Source organism: Pseudomonas sp. 30_B, from assembly GCF_017491605.1.
Lineage (GTDB): Bacteria > Pseudomonadota > Gammaproteobacteria > Pseudomonadales > Pseudomonadaceae > Pseudomonas.
Genome location: NZ_JAFGYY010000003.1, coordinates 231,043 through 245,227, shown reverse-complemented (window position 1 = coordinate 245,227; position 14,185 = coordinate 231,043). Strand labels below are relative to the sequence as shown.

Below are 14,185 nucleotides of genomic sequence, written 5' to 3'. Positions count from 1 at the left end.
CTCTCCTGGTTCTGGCGGCATCATTCGTGCGCCGCTTGGAATGCTCCGCATTTCACCAAAAAGCTCGCATCGAGGCAGCCTTTTTCCCTGCTCGACTCAGCTATTTTCGCCGCCACCTCGAAATGGCTGATTACCGGCTTCCATAAAGCACGATCATCGCCGGACACCTCCTACATTTTCGAATCCAACTCAATTAGCATCCAGCGCTGCGGCCAGGGGCTATGATCCTCTCCACGGCCGCACAGGCCAGCCATGGAGAAGAAAATGGGCAAGAAGAGCAAGGCGAGTCACCCGGCCACCGAACAGACCGGGAAGATGAAGAACAAGGAGTACGAGGAACAGCTGAAGAAGCTGACCGTCGAACTGGTCAAGCTGCAGGAGTGGGTGGTGCACAAGGGCCTGAAGGTCTGCATCGTCTTCGAAGGGCGCGACGGCGCCGGCAAGGGCGGCACCATCAAGGCCCTCACCGAGCGCGTCAGCCCGCGCGTGTTCCGCGTGGTGGCGCTGCCCGCACCGACCGAGCGCGAGAAGTCGCAACTCTACGTCCAGCGCTATATCAAGCATCTGCCCGCCGCTGGCGAAGTGGTGATCTTCGACCGCAGCTGGTACAACCGCGCCGGCGTCGAGCGGGTGATGGGCTTCTGCACCGAGGAACAGGCCGACAAGTTCCTCGCCGTCACGCCGCTGTTCGAGCGGATGATGACCGAGTCCGGAATCATCCTGCTGAAGTTCTGGCTGGAGGTCAGCCCCGAGGAGCAGGCGCGCCGCCTGGAAGACCGCATCACCGACGGCCGCAAGGTCTGGAAGCTGTCGCCGATGGACCTGAAGTCCTTCAACCTCTGGGACCAGTACACCCGCGCCCGCGACCTGATGTTCGCCGCCACCGACTCGCCCTGGGCACCCTGGTTCGTGGCGCGCTCGGAGGACAAGAAGCGCGTGCGCCTGAACGTCATCAACCACATCCTCAAGCATGTTCCGTACAAGGACGTGCCCCATGATGCGGTGAAGCTGCCCAAGCGCGGCAAGATCGGCAAGTACAAGAGCCCGGACTACCCGTTCCACTACATCGACGAAACCTTCTGAGCCAACGGGCTGGCGCCATGGCGCCAGCCCGTAGCCGTCACCGGCATCCGTGTCCTCCCCCGAATTGCCTCATGCGCCCGCGCAGGTGACTGCGCCCTTGCAAGCCGCGCAACAAACGCTCCTGAACTAACCTGCCAATATCTTCGATTCTTCTGCGCGGACAAAGTCGCTAGATTCATGTCCCTCGCGCGCAAGCCCGCGCCAGCTGCCATGTAATCGCCACTAACAGGATGCGCCCATGCAACTGATCGGAATGCTCGATTCGCCCTATGTCCGCCGTACCGCCATCTCCCTGCGCCTGCTGGAGGTCGAATTCCAGCATCGCCCGCTCTCGGTATTCAGCACCTACGAGGACTTCCGCGGGATCAACCCGGTGGTCAAGGCCCCGACGCTGATCCTCGACGACGGCCAGACGCTGATGGACTCCACCCTGATCATCGACCTGATCGAACATGAAGCCGGGCGCAGCCTGATGCCCGGCGAGTCCACCGCGCGGGTGCGCGCCACCCGCCTGCTGGGGCTGGCACTGGCGGCAATGGAAAAGGCCGTGCAGCGCTACTACGAGCAGCAGCGTCCGGAGGACAAGCAGCACATGCCGTGGCAAGGACGGGTCGAGGAGCAGTTGCACGCCGCCTGCGCCGCGCTGGAAAACGAACTCACCGAGCACCCGTTGCCGCGCGATGGACGACTCGATCAGGCCGGTCTGAGCATTGCCGTGGCCTGGACCTTCATCCAGCTGCTGCACGTCCAGTACATGCCGGCGGACACCTACCCCGCCCTGCACGACTGGACGCTTTATGCCGAATCGCAGGAAGCCTTCAAGGCCTTCCCGCCGGTGTGATCAACCCTGCGGCAGTTCCTCATGGCGCTGCCGCGTCCAGCGCAGCAGACCCAGGCAGATGAGGAAGCCGCAGGCCGCAAGGCCGGCGGCGGCGAGGAAGGTCGACGCATAGCCGTGGTGGACGGCGATGAGCCCCATCAGCGGGCCGGCCACGCCCAGCGCCAGGTCGAAGAACAGCGCGTAGGCGCCCAACCCCGCGCTGCGGCTGCTCGCGGGAATGCGCAGCACCGCCTCCACGCCCAGCGACGGGTAGACCAGCGACAGACCGCAACCGGTGAGCGCCGCGCCCAGCAGCGCGATGCCGGGCCCGGGCGCCTGCCAGAGCAGCAGCAGGCCGCAGGCTTCCACCGCCAGGCAGACCATTGCGACCACGAAGCCGCCCAAGCGGTTGACCGTCCAGGAGAACAGCAGCCGCGCGCCGATGAAGCAGACGCCGAACGCCGTCAGGCACCAGGCCGGGTTGGCCCAGCCCTGGCTGCCGTAATACAGGGTGATGAAGGCGGCCAGGGTGCCGAAGCCGATGGAGCCGAGCATCACGCACATGCCGTAGGGCAGCACGCGGCCCAGCACGGCATGGAAGGCCATCCGCGTGCCGGCGATGATCGGCACGGCCTGCCGGCCACGGGCGGTGAACAGGCCCAGGGCGGTCAGCAGCAGAATGCTCGCACCCAGGCTCCACAACCCCAGCGAGCCGGACAGGGTGACGCCCAGCGGCGCGCCGACGGCAATGCCGCCATAGCTGACGATGCCGTTCCAGGAAATCACCTTGGCGGTGTTCTGCGTGCCGACCTGGGCAATGCCCCAACTGGCGGTGCCGATCCCCATCAGCCCCTGCGCCAGTCCGAACAGCAGGCGGCTGCCCAGCAGCAGGGCCAGGCTCAGCCAGCGCACGCTCTCCAGGCTGGTGGAGAGCAGCACCAGCAAACCGCCGAGCCCCAGCACGCCCAGCCCATAGAGCACCGCGCGCTTGGCGCCGTGGGTGTCGGTCAGGTAGCCGGCCAGGGGCCGCGAGATCAGGGTGGCGAGATACTGCAGGCTGATCACCACGCCAGCGATGACCGTGTCATAGCCCAGGCCTTCGTGGACGAACCCCGGCAGCACCGGCAGCAGCAGGCCGATGCTGAGGTAGAGGATCAACGTGAAGGAAACGGTCGCGAGTATCTGCAGGGTTACGGCGGCACTTCGCTGCTCGGGAGCGCTCATGGGCAGGCCTGGCGGTGGGTGGGCTGAGTCAATGATTGCGCGGCGCCGGGGAAATTGAAAGCTGGCTATCTATTCTCCGTGCACGCGGGCCGATCCCGGCGCTGCCCTCCGGCAGATGCACCTATAGTTGTTGCAGCTACTCGCGTCCGCCCGACGCGTCCCCATCACTCGAAGGACTCACCGGAGGCCCCATGGATACCAGTCCACACACGCTCGGCGCACTGTTCAAGCAACTCGGCCTGCCCAATGGCCGCCAGGAAATCGATGCGTTTCTCGGCAGCCACCGCCTGGCCGCCGGTCAGGCACTGCCGGACGCGCCGTTCTGGAGCCCGGCCCAGGCGACGTTCCTGCGCGAAGCCCTGGAGGACGACTCGGACTGGGCCGAGGAAGTCGACGAACTGGCGGTACGCCTGTCCGGCTGAGCCGCCGCGTTACTTCAGGTAGGAACGCAGCACGCTCACCACCTGCTCCAGATCCTCCTGGCGCTCGGCGGCGGTGCGCTCCGCGTCGCCCAGGTGGTCACGCAGGTGACCTTCCAGCACTTCGGCCATCAGGCCATTCACCGCGCCACGGATGGCGGCAATCTGCTGCAGGATCGCCGCACATTCGCTGCCAGCCTCCAGCGCCCGCTCCAGTGCCTCGCTCTGTCCCTTGATGCGGCGCACCCGGGTCAGCAGCTTCTTCTGGTCCTTGATGGTATGTCCCACGTCAACGCTCCAAAGTATACTGGGGTATAGTATCCAGGCTTCTGTTACGGACCATCATCATGCAGCACGCAGTACAGCCGCAAGACGGCCAGCACGATCACCAGTTCCACGAAGGCAATCCCCTGGCCGAACGCAACACCCTGCGCGCCGCGCTGCTGACCGTGGTGATGATGGTGGTGGAAATCGTCGGCGGCTGGCTCTTCAACTCCATGGCCCTGCTCGCCGACGGTTGGCACATGAGCTCCCACGCCCTGGCGCTGGGCCTGGCGTTCTTCGCCTATGTGGCGGCGCGGCGCTTCAAGGGCGATGCGCGCTTCGCCTTCGGCACCTTCAAGATCGAGGTGCTGGCCAGCTATACCAGCGCCATCCTGCTGCTGGGCGTGGCCGCTCTGATGCTGTTCGAATCCGTGGCGCGCCTGCTCGCCCCGACGCCGATCCACTACGAGCAGGCCATCGCCATCGCCGTGCTCGGCCTGCTGGTGAACCTGGTCTGCGCCTGGCTGCTGCGTGGCGAGCACCACCATCATGACCATGGGCACGGCCACCCTCACCACCATGGGCATGACCATCAGCATGAGCATCACCATGACCTCAACCTGCGCGCCGCCTACCTGCACGTACTCGCCGACGCCGCCACCTCGGTAGCGGCCATCGTCGCGCTGATCGGCGGCATGTTCTGGGGCGCGGCCTGGCTCGATCCGCTGATGGGTATCGTTGGCGCCGTGCTGGTGGCGGCCTGGTCGGTCGGCCTGCTCAAGCAGAGCAGCCGGGTGCTGCTGGATGCGGAGATGAACGACCCGGTCGTGGAGGAAATTCGCGAGGTGGTCGCCGAACTGCCGCAACCGGCGCGCATCACCGACCTGCACCTGTGGCGCGTGGGCAAGGCGCGCTACGCCTGCATCCTGAGCCTGGCAACCGCCGGCGGGCTGACGCCCGAGCTGGTACGCCAGCGCCTGCAGGTGCACGAGGAGCTGGTGCACATCACGGTGGAGATCAACCCGGTCGCGGCCTGATACCGGAAGTCGCGCCCGCTTTGACGACCACCGCGCGGCTGCGGCCTAATGCGCAGCCTGTCGAACCCCGGTCGCCGCTTCCAATGTCCAGCTCCCGCTTCTCCGCCGCCCAGCAACGCGCCAGCACCCTGCACTTGCCTGCCGGGCCCTGGAAAACGGTGCTGGACTGCCTGTGCGCGCACTTCCCGGCCATCAGCCGCGATACCTGGCTCGACCGTATGGCCCGCGGCAAGGTGCTGGACAGCGACGGCCAGCCCATCGGCCCCGAGCATCCCTACCGCGAAGCGTTGCGCATCCACTACTTCCGCGAAGTGCCGCAGGAGACGCCGGTGCCCTTCCAGGAGTCCGTCCTTTATATCGACGAACACCTGGTGGTGGCGGACAAGCCGCACTTCCTGCCGGTAACGCCGTCCGGCCAATACGTCGAGCAAACCCTGCTCGCCCGCCTGGCCAGGCGCCTGGACAACCCGCTGCTGGTGCCGCTGCACCGCATCGACCGGCTCACAGCCGGACTGGTACTGTTCTCCGCCAATCCCGACAGCCGCGCCGCCTACCAGGCGCTGTTCCGCGAACGGCGCATCGACAAGATGTACGAGGCCATCGCCCCCGCGCTGCCGCAGCTGGAATTCCCCCATGTGCGCAAGTCGCGGATGGTGGACGGCGATCCCTTCATCCTGATGCAGGAAGTGGAAGGCGTCCCCAACAGCGAAACGCGCATCGAGGTGCTGGAGCGACGCGGCGCGCTGTGGCGCTACGGTCTGCATCCAGTGACCGGCAAGCGCCACCAGTTGCGCGTGCACATGTCGGCCCTGGGCGCGGCGCTGTGCTTCGATCCGCTCTACCCCACCCTGCTGCCCCGTGACGAGCGTCCGCCGGAAGACTACGAGAAGCCGCTGAAGCTGCTGGCCCGCCAACTGGACTTCATCGACCCGATTACCGGCGAGGCGCGGCACTTCGAAAGCCAGCTCGAACTGTCCTGGCCCTCCATCAATTTCATCGATGGTCACCCTTAAGGCTATCCATTTCCGTCGATAGCGGCCGCGGTGTTTTCATTGCTCCACCCAACGGAGAGAAAGCATCAGGAGCCGAACATGAGCTACAGCGCCAAGTCCTTTTCCGCCCTCGTCAACGCCCTGCTGGCCGATGGCATCACCCGCCCCGAACAGATGGCCCGCCAGCCGTTCCGCAATGCCCAGGGCTTCTGGTCCGCGGTGAGCAGGAAATGAACCTTTCCCAGCGGTTCCCGGCCAGCCTGCGGATCGACACGGCGTTCGTCGTCTACGCAGTGATCAGCGCCTGGCTGGTGTTCTCCGGCATCTGAACAGATCGGCCACGAAAAAGGGCAGCCCCAGGCTGCCCTTGTTGCATACCGCGCGGCACTGCCGCGCTCCATCCTCACTTTTTCAGACAGGTGCTCATGTACGCCTTGCGTTCGTCGCCCTTGAGCGCCTTCTTGGTCGCATCGGCGTTGCAGGTCTTCATCTTTTCCTGCTGAGCCGTCGTCGCCTTGACGTCGCCGCCGGCCGACAGGCATTTGCTCATGAACGCCTTGCGCTCATCGCCCTTCAGGGTCTTGGCGGTGGCGTCGGCGTTACAGGTCTTCATTTTTTCCTGCTGCGCGGTCTGCGCGGCGGTGGCAGCGAAGCCTTGCACCGAGAACAGAAGGGCCAGTGCGAGCAGCGGAATACGAACGGTGGTCATGGAGAGGTCTCCTGGGATGGATTGCCTCCCTCAGCGTAGCTCGCGCGCCCGCATTGGCGACCCGTGGCGCAGGCGCCGTGTGACTCGCCACCGCAAATTAATGAGCCGACACCGATAAAATCAATTTCTAGTTATATATAAATTCTAATTAATAATTTTTTGAAATAACAAAAATGTCGCAGTATGGCGCTACCCATTCATCGGTACGCCAGGAAGCCTGCCATGTCGCTCTTGACCCTTCCCAATGCCCGCGAGCAAACCAAGTCGGTCCGCGCCACGGTGCTGGTGTTCAAGGACCCGCGCTCGCAGGAACTGCTCAACCGTATCGAACGCCTGGCTCCCAGCGAAGCCAACGCCCTGATCATCGGCGAGACCGGCACCGGCAAGGAGCTGGTCGCACGGCATATCCACAAGCTCAGCCGACGCAGCGCCGCGCCCTTCGTCGCGGTGAACTGCGGCGCCTTCTCCGAGACACTGGTGGAGAGCGAACTGTTCGGCCACGAGAAAGGCGCCTACACCGGCGCCACCAGCAGCAAGGCCGGCTGGTTCGAGGCGGCCAATGGCGGCACCCTGTTCCTCGACGAAATCGGCGACCTGCCGCTGAACATGCAGGTCAAGCTGCTGCGCGTGCTGCAGGAGCGCGAAGTGGTGCGACTGGGCTCGCGCACCCCGGTGCCGATCAACGTGCGGGTGGTCGCCGCGACCAACGTCAACCTGGCCGACGCGGTGGTCGCCGGGCACTTCCGCGAGGACCTGTTCTACCGCCTGCACGTCGCCACCATCCGCCTGCCCCCGCTGCGCGAGCGCCCCGGCGATATCCTGCCGCTGGCCGAATTCTTCCTCGAAGAGCATTGCCAGCGCCTGGGCTACAACCGCGCATCGCTGAGCAGCGAGGCCGAGCGCAAGCTGCTCGGCCACAGCTGGCCGGGCAACATCCGCGAGCTGGAAAACGCCATCCACCATGCGCTGCTGGTGTGCCGCAACCAGCAGGTTCAGCCGGGCGACCTGCAACTGGCCGAACTGCCATCGTCTCCGCGCCACGACCTGTTGCGTCAGGAACACACTCCCCACGCCCTCGCCCCTCGCGTGGAAGCGACGCTGGAGCAGGCACTCCTGGAACTGTTCGAAAGCAACAAGCCCGACCTTTACGAGCACATCGAGGAAGTCCTGTTCCGCACGGCGTACCACTTCTGCCACGGCAACCAACTGCAGACCGGCCGCCTGCTGGGCATCAGCCGCAATATCGTCCGTGCGCGGCTGGAGAAGATCGGCGAGCTGAATCTCGGCCGTATCGCCTGAGCCCTCCCGCAACCCGCACCATTGCTGGCCTGCCGCCGTCCGTCGGCGGCACTTCTGCGGCCGGCCCGCGCAAAAGGTTATAATCCGCGCCGTTTCCGGTCGCCCCGGCTATGTAGCGCCCAGCGTCTACACTGCCCGGAGCGTCGTCCACACAGGACGTCCGCCGGCAATGAATTCTCTCTGTCATCAGGACACATCGTGACCAAAGACGAACTGCGCGCAGAACTGGAGCGCCAGGAGCAACGCTACAAGGATGTGTACGGCGGTGAAGTCACTCGCTACGCCGCCCAGCCGGACCCCGAACGAAAGCCGTGGCGCAAGCGCCGCAACCTGCTCGACCAGGCCTTCGACCGGGAGCTGGAAAAGATCGAAGAACAACGACTGAAAAAGGAACAGGAAGCGGCTTCCCTTAAACCGTAGGTCCGGGTACGAATGCTCCTCCGTGAGGCCGACCAGGCAGATTTTGTGCTGTAGGAAGGTCGCAAATTGCGGGTGGGATGGGCTCCGTGGGGGAGTCCGGTACTGACCTCAAACATTCATCAGGCGGGCCGGCGGCCCGGCGTGGAAGCATTGCAAGTCTTTTCCACCCTGCCTGGAAGCAGCGTGCGACGTGAGGTCGCGCGAATTCGAGAAACCGTTTCAGGCTGAATACGGCACTCAATGGCTTCTGGCATAATCGCCGCCCCGTCTCCGACCGGTCATAGAAACTTCATGTTCGATCTCTTCAGCGGACTCGATATCTGGGTAGGTGTCAGCCTGGTTCTGGCACTGGCGTTCGTACTCGCCTTCGAGTTCATCAACGGCTTCCACGACACCGCCAACGCGGTGGCCACGGTCATCTACACCAAGGCCATGTCGCCCTACCGCGCGGTGATCCTCTCCGGCATCTTCAACTTCCTCGGCGTATTGCTCGGTGGCGTCGGCGTCGCCTACGCGATCGTCCACCTGCTGCCGGTGGAGCTGCTGATCAACGTGAACACCAGCCATGGCCTGATCATGGTGTTCTCGCTGCTCGCCGCCGCCATCACCTGGAACCTCGGCACCTGGTACTTCGGCATTCCCGCCTCCAGCTCGCACACCCTGATCGGCTCGATCCTCGGCGTGGGCCTGGCCAACGCACTGCTGACCGACGTACCGGTGGCCGACGGGATCAACTGGGGCAAGGCGATCGACATCGGCCTGTCGCTGATCTTCTCGCCGCTGGCCGGCTTCCTGGTCGCCGCCGCGCTGCTGCTCGGCCTGAAGTGGATGTATCCGCTGTCGAAGATGCACAAGACCCCGGAAACCCGCCGCGACGTCGACGAGAAGAAGCATCCGCCGTTCTGGAACCGCCTGGTGCTGGTGGTCTCGGCCATGACCGTGAGCTTCGTGCACGGCTCCAACGACGGCCAGAAAGGCATCGGCCTGATCATGCTGGTGCTGATCGGCATCGTTCCGGCCCAGTTCGTCCTCGACCTTAACAGCACCACCTACCAGATCGAGCGTACCCGTGACGCCGCCACCCACCTGCAGCAGTTCTACCAGCGCCATTCCGATACCCTCGGCGAGATGCTGGCCCTGGGCAAGGCCAACGGCTCCGACATGCCGGACCGCTACCGCTGCGAGGCGAAGCAGACCGAGGCAACCCTCAACGGCCTGCTGGCTGACCTGCGTGGCGTTTCCAGCTACGCCGAACTGAGCAATGACGCCCGCGTTCAGGTACGCCGCTACCTGCTGTGCCTGGACGACACCGCGAAGAAGGTCGGCAAGCTGTCCGAGCTGCCGGCACGCGAGAAGGCGGACCTGGAGAAGCTGCGCAAGGACCTGACCACCACCACCGAGTACGCGCCGTTCTGGGTGATCATCGCCGTGGCCCTGGCCCTGGGCATCGGCACCATGGTCGGCTGGAAGCGCGTGGTACTGACCGTCGGCGAGAAGATCGGCAAGCAGGGCATGACCTATGCCCAGGGCATCAGCGCCCAGCTCACCGCCACCGCCGCCATCGGCCTGGCCAATATCTACAGCCTGCCGGTCTCCACCACCCACGTGCTGTCCTCGGGCGTGGCCGGCACCATGGTGGCCAACCGCAGCGGCCTGCAAGGCGGCACGGTGCGCAACATCCTCATGGCCTGGGTACTGACCCTGCCCGCCTCCATGGGCCTGGCCGCCGGTCTGTTCTGGCTCGCCTCGAAGCTTGTCTGAGCCAGCCCCGGCACTCGAAAGAACGCCTGCATCCGCAGGCGTTTTTTTATGCCTCCTTGTCGGCCGCCGGCCGCAGCGGCAAGCGCACCCTGAAGCGCGCTCCGCCCTTGTGGTTGTCGACCGACAGGCTACCGCCCATGTTGCGGATCAGGTCATGACTGACCGATAGCCCAAGGCCGGTGCCCTTGCCGACCGGCTTGGTGGTGAAGAACGGCTCGAAGATCCGCTCCATCAGGGCCTCGTCGATGCCGCCGGCATTGTCCCGGACGTGCAACTCGACCCAGCCGGCATCGGCGCAGGGCTCCTGGAACAGGCCGATCCAGCGCGCGCCCTCGCCCTCCCGCCCGAGCAGGGCATCGCGGGCGTTGGCCAGCAGGTTGATCAGCACCTGCTCCAACTGGTCGGCGAAACCGTATACCGTCACCCGTTGCGGCGGCGGCCGGCATTCGAGCAGGACGCCTTGCTGCGTCAGGCTTTCACCCAGGAGTTCCAGTGCACCTTCGCAGGCGGCGAAGGGATCGAACGGCGACATCTCCAGCTCGGACGTACGGCTGAACACGCCCATGTGGCCGACCACCCGGGACAGACGGTCGATCTGGGCGTCGGCCCGTTCGATCTTGTCCTTCAGGTAGTCGGCATCAGTCAGGCGCTGGCGTGCGTTGTACAGCGCCATGCGCATCACGTGCAGCGGCTGCTTCATCTCGTGGGTCATGCCGCTGACCATCTCGCCCAGGCTGGCCATCTTCGCGCCCTGCGCCAGCTGCTGCTGGGCACGGCGCACGGCGGTGTTGTCGCGGCCGACCGCCTGGACTTCCACCAGCCGTCCATCGGCGTCCAGCAAGGGACGGTCCGTCCACACCAGCCACAGGTTGCGCTGGCCGGGCAGCGAGAAACGCAGCTCCCAGGAATCGTCGCCGGCCGCCTGCGCGTCCCCCACCAGGCGAGCGCGCAAGGCGCTGCAGTCCTGGGCAGACACCCATTCATCCAGGCGCCGCCCGAGCAGCGCCTCCACCGGCTCGCCCAGCACCTGGGCGAAGGTGTGGTTGACGAAGGTGAGGGTGAGATCCGGGGCGTAGCGGCAGATCAGTGCCGGCGAATCCTCCACCAGCACCCGGTAGCGCTCTTCGCTTTCGGCGATTTGTAGCGCCGCCAGATGCTGCTCGGTGACGTCCAGCCAGAGGCCGACCGCCTCCTGCGGGATGCCCTGGATATCGCGCAGCAGCTTGGCCTCGTCGTACAGCCAATGCCATTCACCGGCGGCGTCGCGCAGGCGGTATTCGGTGCGCACCCGGCCCTCGCGCAGCAGCTCGCGACCGCGGGCGAGGAAGATCTCCAGATCCTCCGGGTGCACCCGTTCGGCCAGCGCCTGCCAGTTCTGTCCCTGCAGGTCGAGACCCAGCAGGTTGCCGGCGCTCTCGCTGTAGAACTCGGGAATCAGGTGGCCCTCTTCCACCCGCTGCACATAGATCACCACCGGCGCGCTATCGATCAGGTTGCGCAGCCGGGCGTGAGCCGCCAGGGCCTGCTCCTCCTGCTGCTTGCCCTCGCTGATGTCCAGCAGCACGCCGTCCATCATCCGGTCGCCCGCCCGGGCCTGCATCCGGCCTTGCAGGCGCAGCCAGCGGCGCGTCTGCGTGGAGCCCTGGCCGCGCAGGCGCAGGTCCTGCATCAGGCGTGCGCCGGGTTGCAGATTGCGCAGGCGCAGACGAAGCTCATCGGCATCGGCCGGGTGCAGCATCGGCAGCAGGTCGGCCAGGGCCAGCTCGCCGTGCCCGGCACCGAGTCCGAGGCAGACCGCCACGGCCGGCGACAGCTCGAACACTTCGTCCTCCAGGCGCATCCGCCACCAGCCACCGCCGACCATGTCCTGCAGCAGGCTCAGGCGCCGGCTGCTGTCGCGCAGGCTGTGCAGTTCGGAACGTTCATGCACCAGGTTGGCGAGGATTTCCGCGAGGTACTGCCAGTCGCTGGGCGTCGGCCCCAGGCCACGTCCACCGGGCTCCCCGGGTTCGGCCAGCAGTCCGGCCAGGCGCCCGCCACGAACCGGTGCCGGCACCAGGTAAAGGCAATTGCAGCAGAGCACTCGCAACAGCGCCGAATGGTTCGCGTCGGATTCCAGCAGGCAGGCGCCGGAGGCCCCGCGCAGCTCGCCGTCGGGCAGGGTCAGGCCGTCGCGCAGCAAACTGTCGAAGCCGGGTTGGACATGGCAGGCGAAGACCTTCAGCACGCTGTCGGCAGTCTCCAGCAGCAGCGCCATCGAGCGCATCTGGAAGGTACCGCAGAAGGACTCCAGCACCTCGCCCACCGCATCGCCCAGGCGCCGCTGCGAGCTGTGCCGCAGGCGCGCCAGCAGCAGCTTGCTGAGGTTCAGGCATTGCAGCTTGTACTGCTGGCTGTCGGACTGCCAGTTCAGGTCGGAGATATCGGTGCCCAGCAACAGGCAGTGCTCGTCGGCCTGCAGCACCGCCTGGAAGCGGCACACCAACGGCATCTCCCCCGTGCTGCGCAGCACCAGGTCGACCCGCTCCCCGCCACGCAGCCCCGTCAGCGGCATGCTGCCGAGCACACGGCGCTCCAGGTAATCGCTCAGCGCCGGCAACTCAGCGCCGCCGGAAGGCATCAGTAGACGGTGCACCTGCCGGCCACCATGGGCCACCACCCGGTCGCGGCCGTCCAGTTCCAGCCAGATGTCCCAGTGCGCCGCGGCAGTCGGCGGCTCCATGGCCTCGGCCGACAACGCCGGACGCTGCCTTGCGGCCAGTGGGCGGCTGGGCGCGGACGCCGGTGGTTCGTCGTCCTGGCTACCGGTCAGCGAGCGGAAGAAATCGAACATCGCAGGCATTCCTCAGAACAGCAGGGTCGCCCTGCCACTGAGCACCGCTGGCAGCCTGGGGATGGTGCCGATAACCGGCAAGGTCAACAGCGGTACGATCGGCGAGGTGGCGTAGGGATAGCTGATGCAGACATTGACCCGCGTATAGGAGCGCTGGTTTATCACCTCATTGGGCATCGGTTCCTGCAAGTAGGAGCCGTTGTAACAGCCCTGGCGCCACGCCGCCGGCATCCAGATCAGGCGCTTGTTGACCTCAGCGGTCACGGTCTGGTGCAGCAACGCGGCATAACCGGGAGCCTGCGGATTGACCGAAATGGCAATGCGCGCCCCGGACGCGGCGGCATCATTGAAGGCCTGCAGCATCAAAAGTGGCACGCAGTAACCGAGCAAACCGTAGAGCACCGCAAAGAACAGCACGAAGACCGCCGCGAACTCGATCGCTACCGCGCCCTGCTGCCTTCGGAAACTGCCGATTCCTTTCATGTACGGCACTCCTCGAATAACTTCGATATCCGATAACTTGATTGACTGTTCAAGTTCCGACAATTGACCGACCGTTCAATTTATCGGCCCGCAAAAAGAATCCTGAAGAAAGTTATGGCGAACCACAGTACGTGTTGATCAATACTAGATGCTGCTGGCGAAGAGACATTCCCGGCATAAGGTATTAATGCTTTGGTGCGAATAGGGATGTTCCCGATGCTGGTCAAGTTGCTGTTACTGGGCGGGTTCGCGCTGGGCGCCTACCAGGACCTGACCCGCCTGCGCGTGAGCAATCTGCTGACGCTCGGCGGCGCGCTGCTCGCCGCCCTCTATCTGCTGGTCTGCGGCCATACGCTGACGGGCCACACCCCACAGGCCGCGCTGGCTGCAACCATCCTGGCAGTGCTGCTGAGCGTGCCGGGCTACCTGCTGGGCAAACTGGGCGCGGCCGACGTCAAGGCGCTGGTCGCCCTGGCCCTGGCCAGCAATCCGCAACTGCTGCTGTATGTGCTCGCCCTGGGCAGCCTGTTCAGCCTGATCCTGATGCTTGCCAGCAAACTTTTGATTGGCTCGAACCGGCTTCCACTCAATTGCCAAACGAAATTAGCAAGGCTGTTACCGTCAAGATCCAAAGCATTCCCTTTCATATTTTCCCTGTTCGCCGGACTTCTGGCGTATCTCGCACTATTCCATTGAACAAAATCTTCTAGTGGCGGCCCCCAGACTTAACGACTATATGCTATGGGTTAATACCAGCCGTCACCTGATGTAAAAGCCGCCTGCACAAATCCGGCAGGCGGACGATAAGAACAATGCGACATGCCTTTTCAAGGAGCGTGCA

15 protein-coding genes are annotated in these 14,185 nt (G+C 65.1%); 10 read left to right on the top strand and 5 right to left on the bottom strand.

Annotated elements, in window-relative coordinates:
* Window positions 1–264 precede the first annotated feature (264 nt).
* Window positions 265–1,083, top strand: a complete 819-nt coding sequence (ppk2, locus tag J5M67_RS04850) for a polyphosphate kinase 2 (RefSeq protein ID WP_207883969.1) — start codon at window positions 265–267, stop codon at window positions 1,081–1,083.
* A gap of 238 nt (window positions 1,084–1,321) precedes the next feature.
* The gene (locus J5M67_RS04845; RefSeq protein ID WP_207883967.1) at window positions 1,322–1,924 is read left to right on the top strand and encodes a glutathione S-transferase N-terminal domain-containing protein; all 603 of its coding nucleotides are present in this window, start codon (window positions 1,322–1,324) and stop codon (window positions 1,922–1,924) included.
* Here the strand turns inward: J5M67_RS04845 and J5M67_RS04840 are convergent, their stop codons facing one another.
* A complete protein-coding gene (locus tag J5M67_RS04840; RefSeq protein WP_207883965.1) occupies window positions 1,925–3,127 on the bottom strand; it encodes an MFS transporter in 1,203 nt (400 codons plus the stop codon).
* Between the two features lie 191 nt (window positions 3,128–3,318).
* On the opposite strand from J5M67_RS04840, the gene J5M67_RS04835 reads away from it, so the two are divergent.
* Window positions 3,319–3,549: a DUF2789 domain-containing protein gene (locus J5M67_RS04835; protein ID WP_207883963.1), complete on the top strand. Its 231-nt coding sequence runs from the start codon at window positions 3,319–3,321 to the stop codon at window positions 3,547–3,549.
* A 9-nt stretch (window positions 3,550–3,558) separates the two neighbouring features.
* On the opposite strand, the gene J5M67_RS04830 is transcribed toward J5M67_RS04835, so the two are convergent.
* Window positions 3,559–3,834, bottom strand: a complete 276-nt coding sequence (locus tag J5M67_RS04830; protein ID WP_207883961.1) for a metal/formaldehyde-sensitive transcriptional repressor — start codon at window positions 3,832–3,834, stop codon at window positions 3,559–3,561.
* Between the two features lie 59 nt (window positions 3,835–3,893).
* On the opposite strand from J5M67_RS04830, the gene dmeF reads away from it, so the two are divergent.
* The 3 genes from dmeF to J5M67_RS29740 all read left to right on the top strand — a co-directional run bounded on the left by dmeF (window position 3,894) and on the right by J5M67_RS29740 (window position 6,073).
* A complete protein-coding gene (gene dmeF / locus J5M67_RS04825) occupies window positions 3,894–4,847 on the top strand; it encodes a CDF family Co(II)/Ni(II) efflux transporter DmeF (protein ID WP_207883959.1) in 954 nt (317 codons plus the stop codon).
* A gap of 83 nt (window positions 4,848–4,930) precedes the next feature.
* Entirely contained in the window at window positions 4,931–5,860 is a 930-nt protein-coding gene (locus J5M67_RS04820; RefSeq protein WP_207883951.1) for a pseudouridine synthase, read from the top strand.
* Between the two features lie 78 nt (window positions 5,861–5,938).
* A complete protein-coding gene (locus J5M67_RS29740; RefSeq protein ID WP_279381553.1) occupies window positions 5,939–6,073 on the top strand; it encodes a hypothetical protein in 135 nt (44 codons plus the stop codon).
* Between the two features lie 169 nt (window positions 6,074–6,242).
* On the opposite strand, the gene J5M67_RS04815 is transcribed toward J5M67_RS29740, so the two are convergent.
* Entirely contained in the window at window positions 6,243–6,548 is a 306-nt protein-coding gene (locus J5M67_RS04815) for a PsiF family protein (protein WP_207883949.1), read from the bottom strand.
* 222 nt (window positions 6,549–6,770) lie between these two features.
* On the opposite strand from J5M67_RS04815, the gene J5M67_RS04810 reads away from it, so the two are divergent.
* From J5M67_RS04810 to J5M67_RS04800, 3 genes are all read left to right on the top strand, one after another.
* Complete coding sequence (locus tag J5M67_RS04810) at window positions 6,771–7,847, top strand: sigma-54-dependent Fis family transcriptional regulator (RefSeq protein ID WP_207883941.1); 1,077 nt, start codon at window positions 6,771–6,773, stop codon at window positions 7,845–7,847.
* 198 nt (window positions 7,848–8,045) lie between these two features.
* Window positions 8,046–8,267, top strand: a complete 222-nt coding sequence (locus J5M67_RS04805; RefSeq protein WP_152220859.1) for a hypothetical protein — start codon at window positions 8,046–8,048, stop codon at window positions 8,265–8,267.
* A 291-nt stretch (window positions 8,268–8,558) separates the two neighbouring features.
* Window positions 8,559–10,028 carry an inorganic phosphate transporter gene (locus tag J5M67_RS04800; RefSeq protein ID WP_207883939.1) on the top strand — a complete coding sequence of 490 codons (1,470 nt, stop codon included), beginning with the start codon at window positions 8,559–8,561 and terminating at the stop codon, window positions 10,026–10,028.
* A 46-nt stretch (window positions 10,029–10,074) separates the two neighbouring features.
* Here J5M67_RS04800 and J5M67_RS04795 read toward each other — a convergent pair whose 3' ends face one another.
* Together J5M67_RS04795 and J5M67_RS04790 are read right to left on the bottom strand one after the other, a co-directional pair.
* A complete protein-coding gene (locus J5M67_RS04795) occupies window positions 10,075–12,750 on the bottom strand; it encodes a PAS domain-containing sensor histidine kinase (protein ID WP_243434512.1) in 2,676 nt (891 codons plus the stop codon).
* Window positions 12,751–12,873: 123 nt separating this feature from the next.
* A complete protein-coding gene (locus tag J5M67_RS04790; RefSeq protein ID WP_207883934.1) occupies window positions 12,874–13,344 on the bottom strand; it encodes a TadE/TadG family type IV pilus assembly protein in 471 nt (156 codons plus the stop codon).
* 216 nt (window positions 13,345–13,560) lie between these two features.
* Here J5M67_RS04790 and J5M67_RS04785 point away from each other — a divergent pair, with 216 nt between their 5' ends.
* Window positions 13,561–14,040: a prepilin peptidase gene (locus J5M67_RS04785; protein ID WP_243434486.1), complete on the top strand. Its 480-nt coding sequence runs from the start codon at window positions 13,561–13,563 to the stop codon at window positions 14,038–14,040.
* Window positions 14,041–14,185 lie beyond the last annotated feature (145 nt).

Bases quoted from the DNA above. Each gene is read 5' to 3' on its own strand.
- ppk2 (WP_207883969.1), top strand. From the start codon at position 265: ATGGGCAAGAAGAGCAAGGCGAGTCACCCGGCCACCGAACAGACCGGG.
- J5M67_RS04845 (WP_207883967.1), top strand. From the start codon at position 1,322: ATGCAACTGATCGGAATGCTCGATTCGCCCTATGTCCGCCGTACCGCC.
- J5M67_RS04840 (WP_207883965.1), bottom strand. From the start codon at position 3,127: ATGAGCGCTCCCGAGCAGCGAAGTGCCGCCGTAACCCTGCAGATACTC.
- J5M67_RS04835 (WP_207883963.1), top strand. From the start codon at position 3,319: ATGGATACCAGTCCACACACGCTCGGCGCACTGTTCAAGCAACTCGGC.
- dmeF (WP_207883959.1), top strand. From the start codon at position 3,894: ATGCAGCACGCAGTACAGCCGCAAGACGGCCAGCACGATCACCAGTTC.
- J5M67_RS04820 (WP_207883951.1), top strand. From the start codon at position 4,931: ATGTCCAGCTCCCGCTTCTCCGCCGCCCAGCAACGCGCCAGCACCCTG.
- J5M67_RS29740 (WP_279381553.1), top strand. From the start codon at position 5,939: ATGAGCTACAGCGCCAAGTCCTTTTCCGCCCTCGTCAACGCCCTGCTG.
- J5M67_RS04815 (WP_207883949.1), bottom strand. From the start codon at position 6,548: ATGACCACCGTTCGTATTCCGCTGCTCGCACTGGCCCTTCTGTTCTCG.
- J5M67_RS04810 (WP_207883941.1), top strand. From the start codon at position 6,771: ATGTCGCTCTTGACCCTTCCCAATGCCCGCGAGCAAACCAAGTCGGTC.
- J5M67_RS04800 (WP_207883939.1), top strand. From the start codon at position 8,559: ATGTTCGATCTCTTCAGCGGACTCGATATCTGGGTAGGTGTCAGCCTG.
- J5M67_RS04795 (WP_243434512.1), bottom strand. From the start codon at position 12,750: ATGGAGCCGCCGACTGCCGCGGCGCACTGGGACATCTGGCTGGAACTG.
- J5M67_RS04790 (WP_207883934.1), bottom strand. From the start codon at position 13,344: ATGAAAGGAATCGGCAGTTTCCGAAGGCAGCAGGGCGCGGTAGCGATC.
- J5M67_RS04785 (WP_243434486.1), top strand. From the start codon at position 13,561: ATGCTGGTCAAGTTGCTGTTACTGGGCGGGTTCGCGCTGGGCGCCTAC.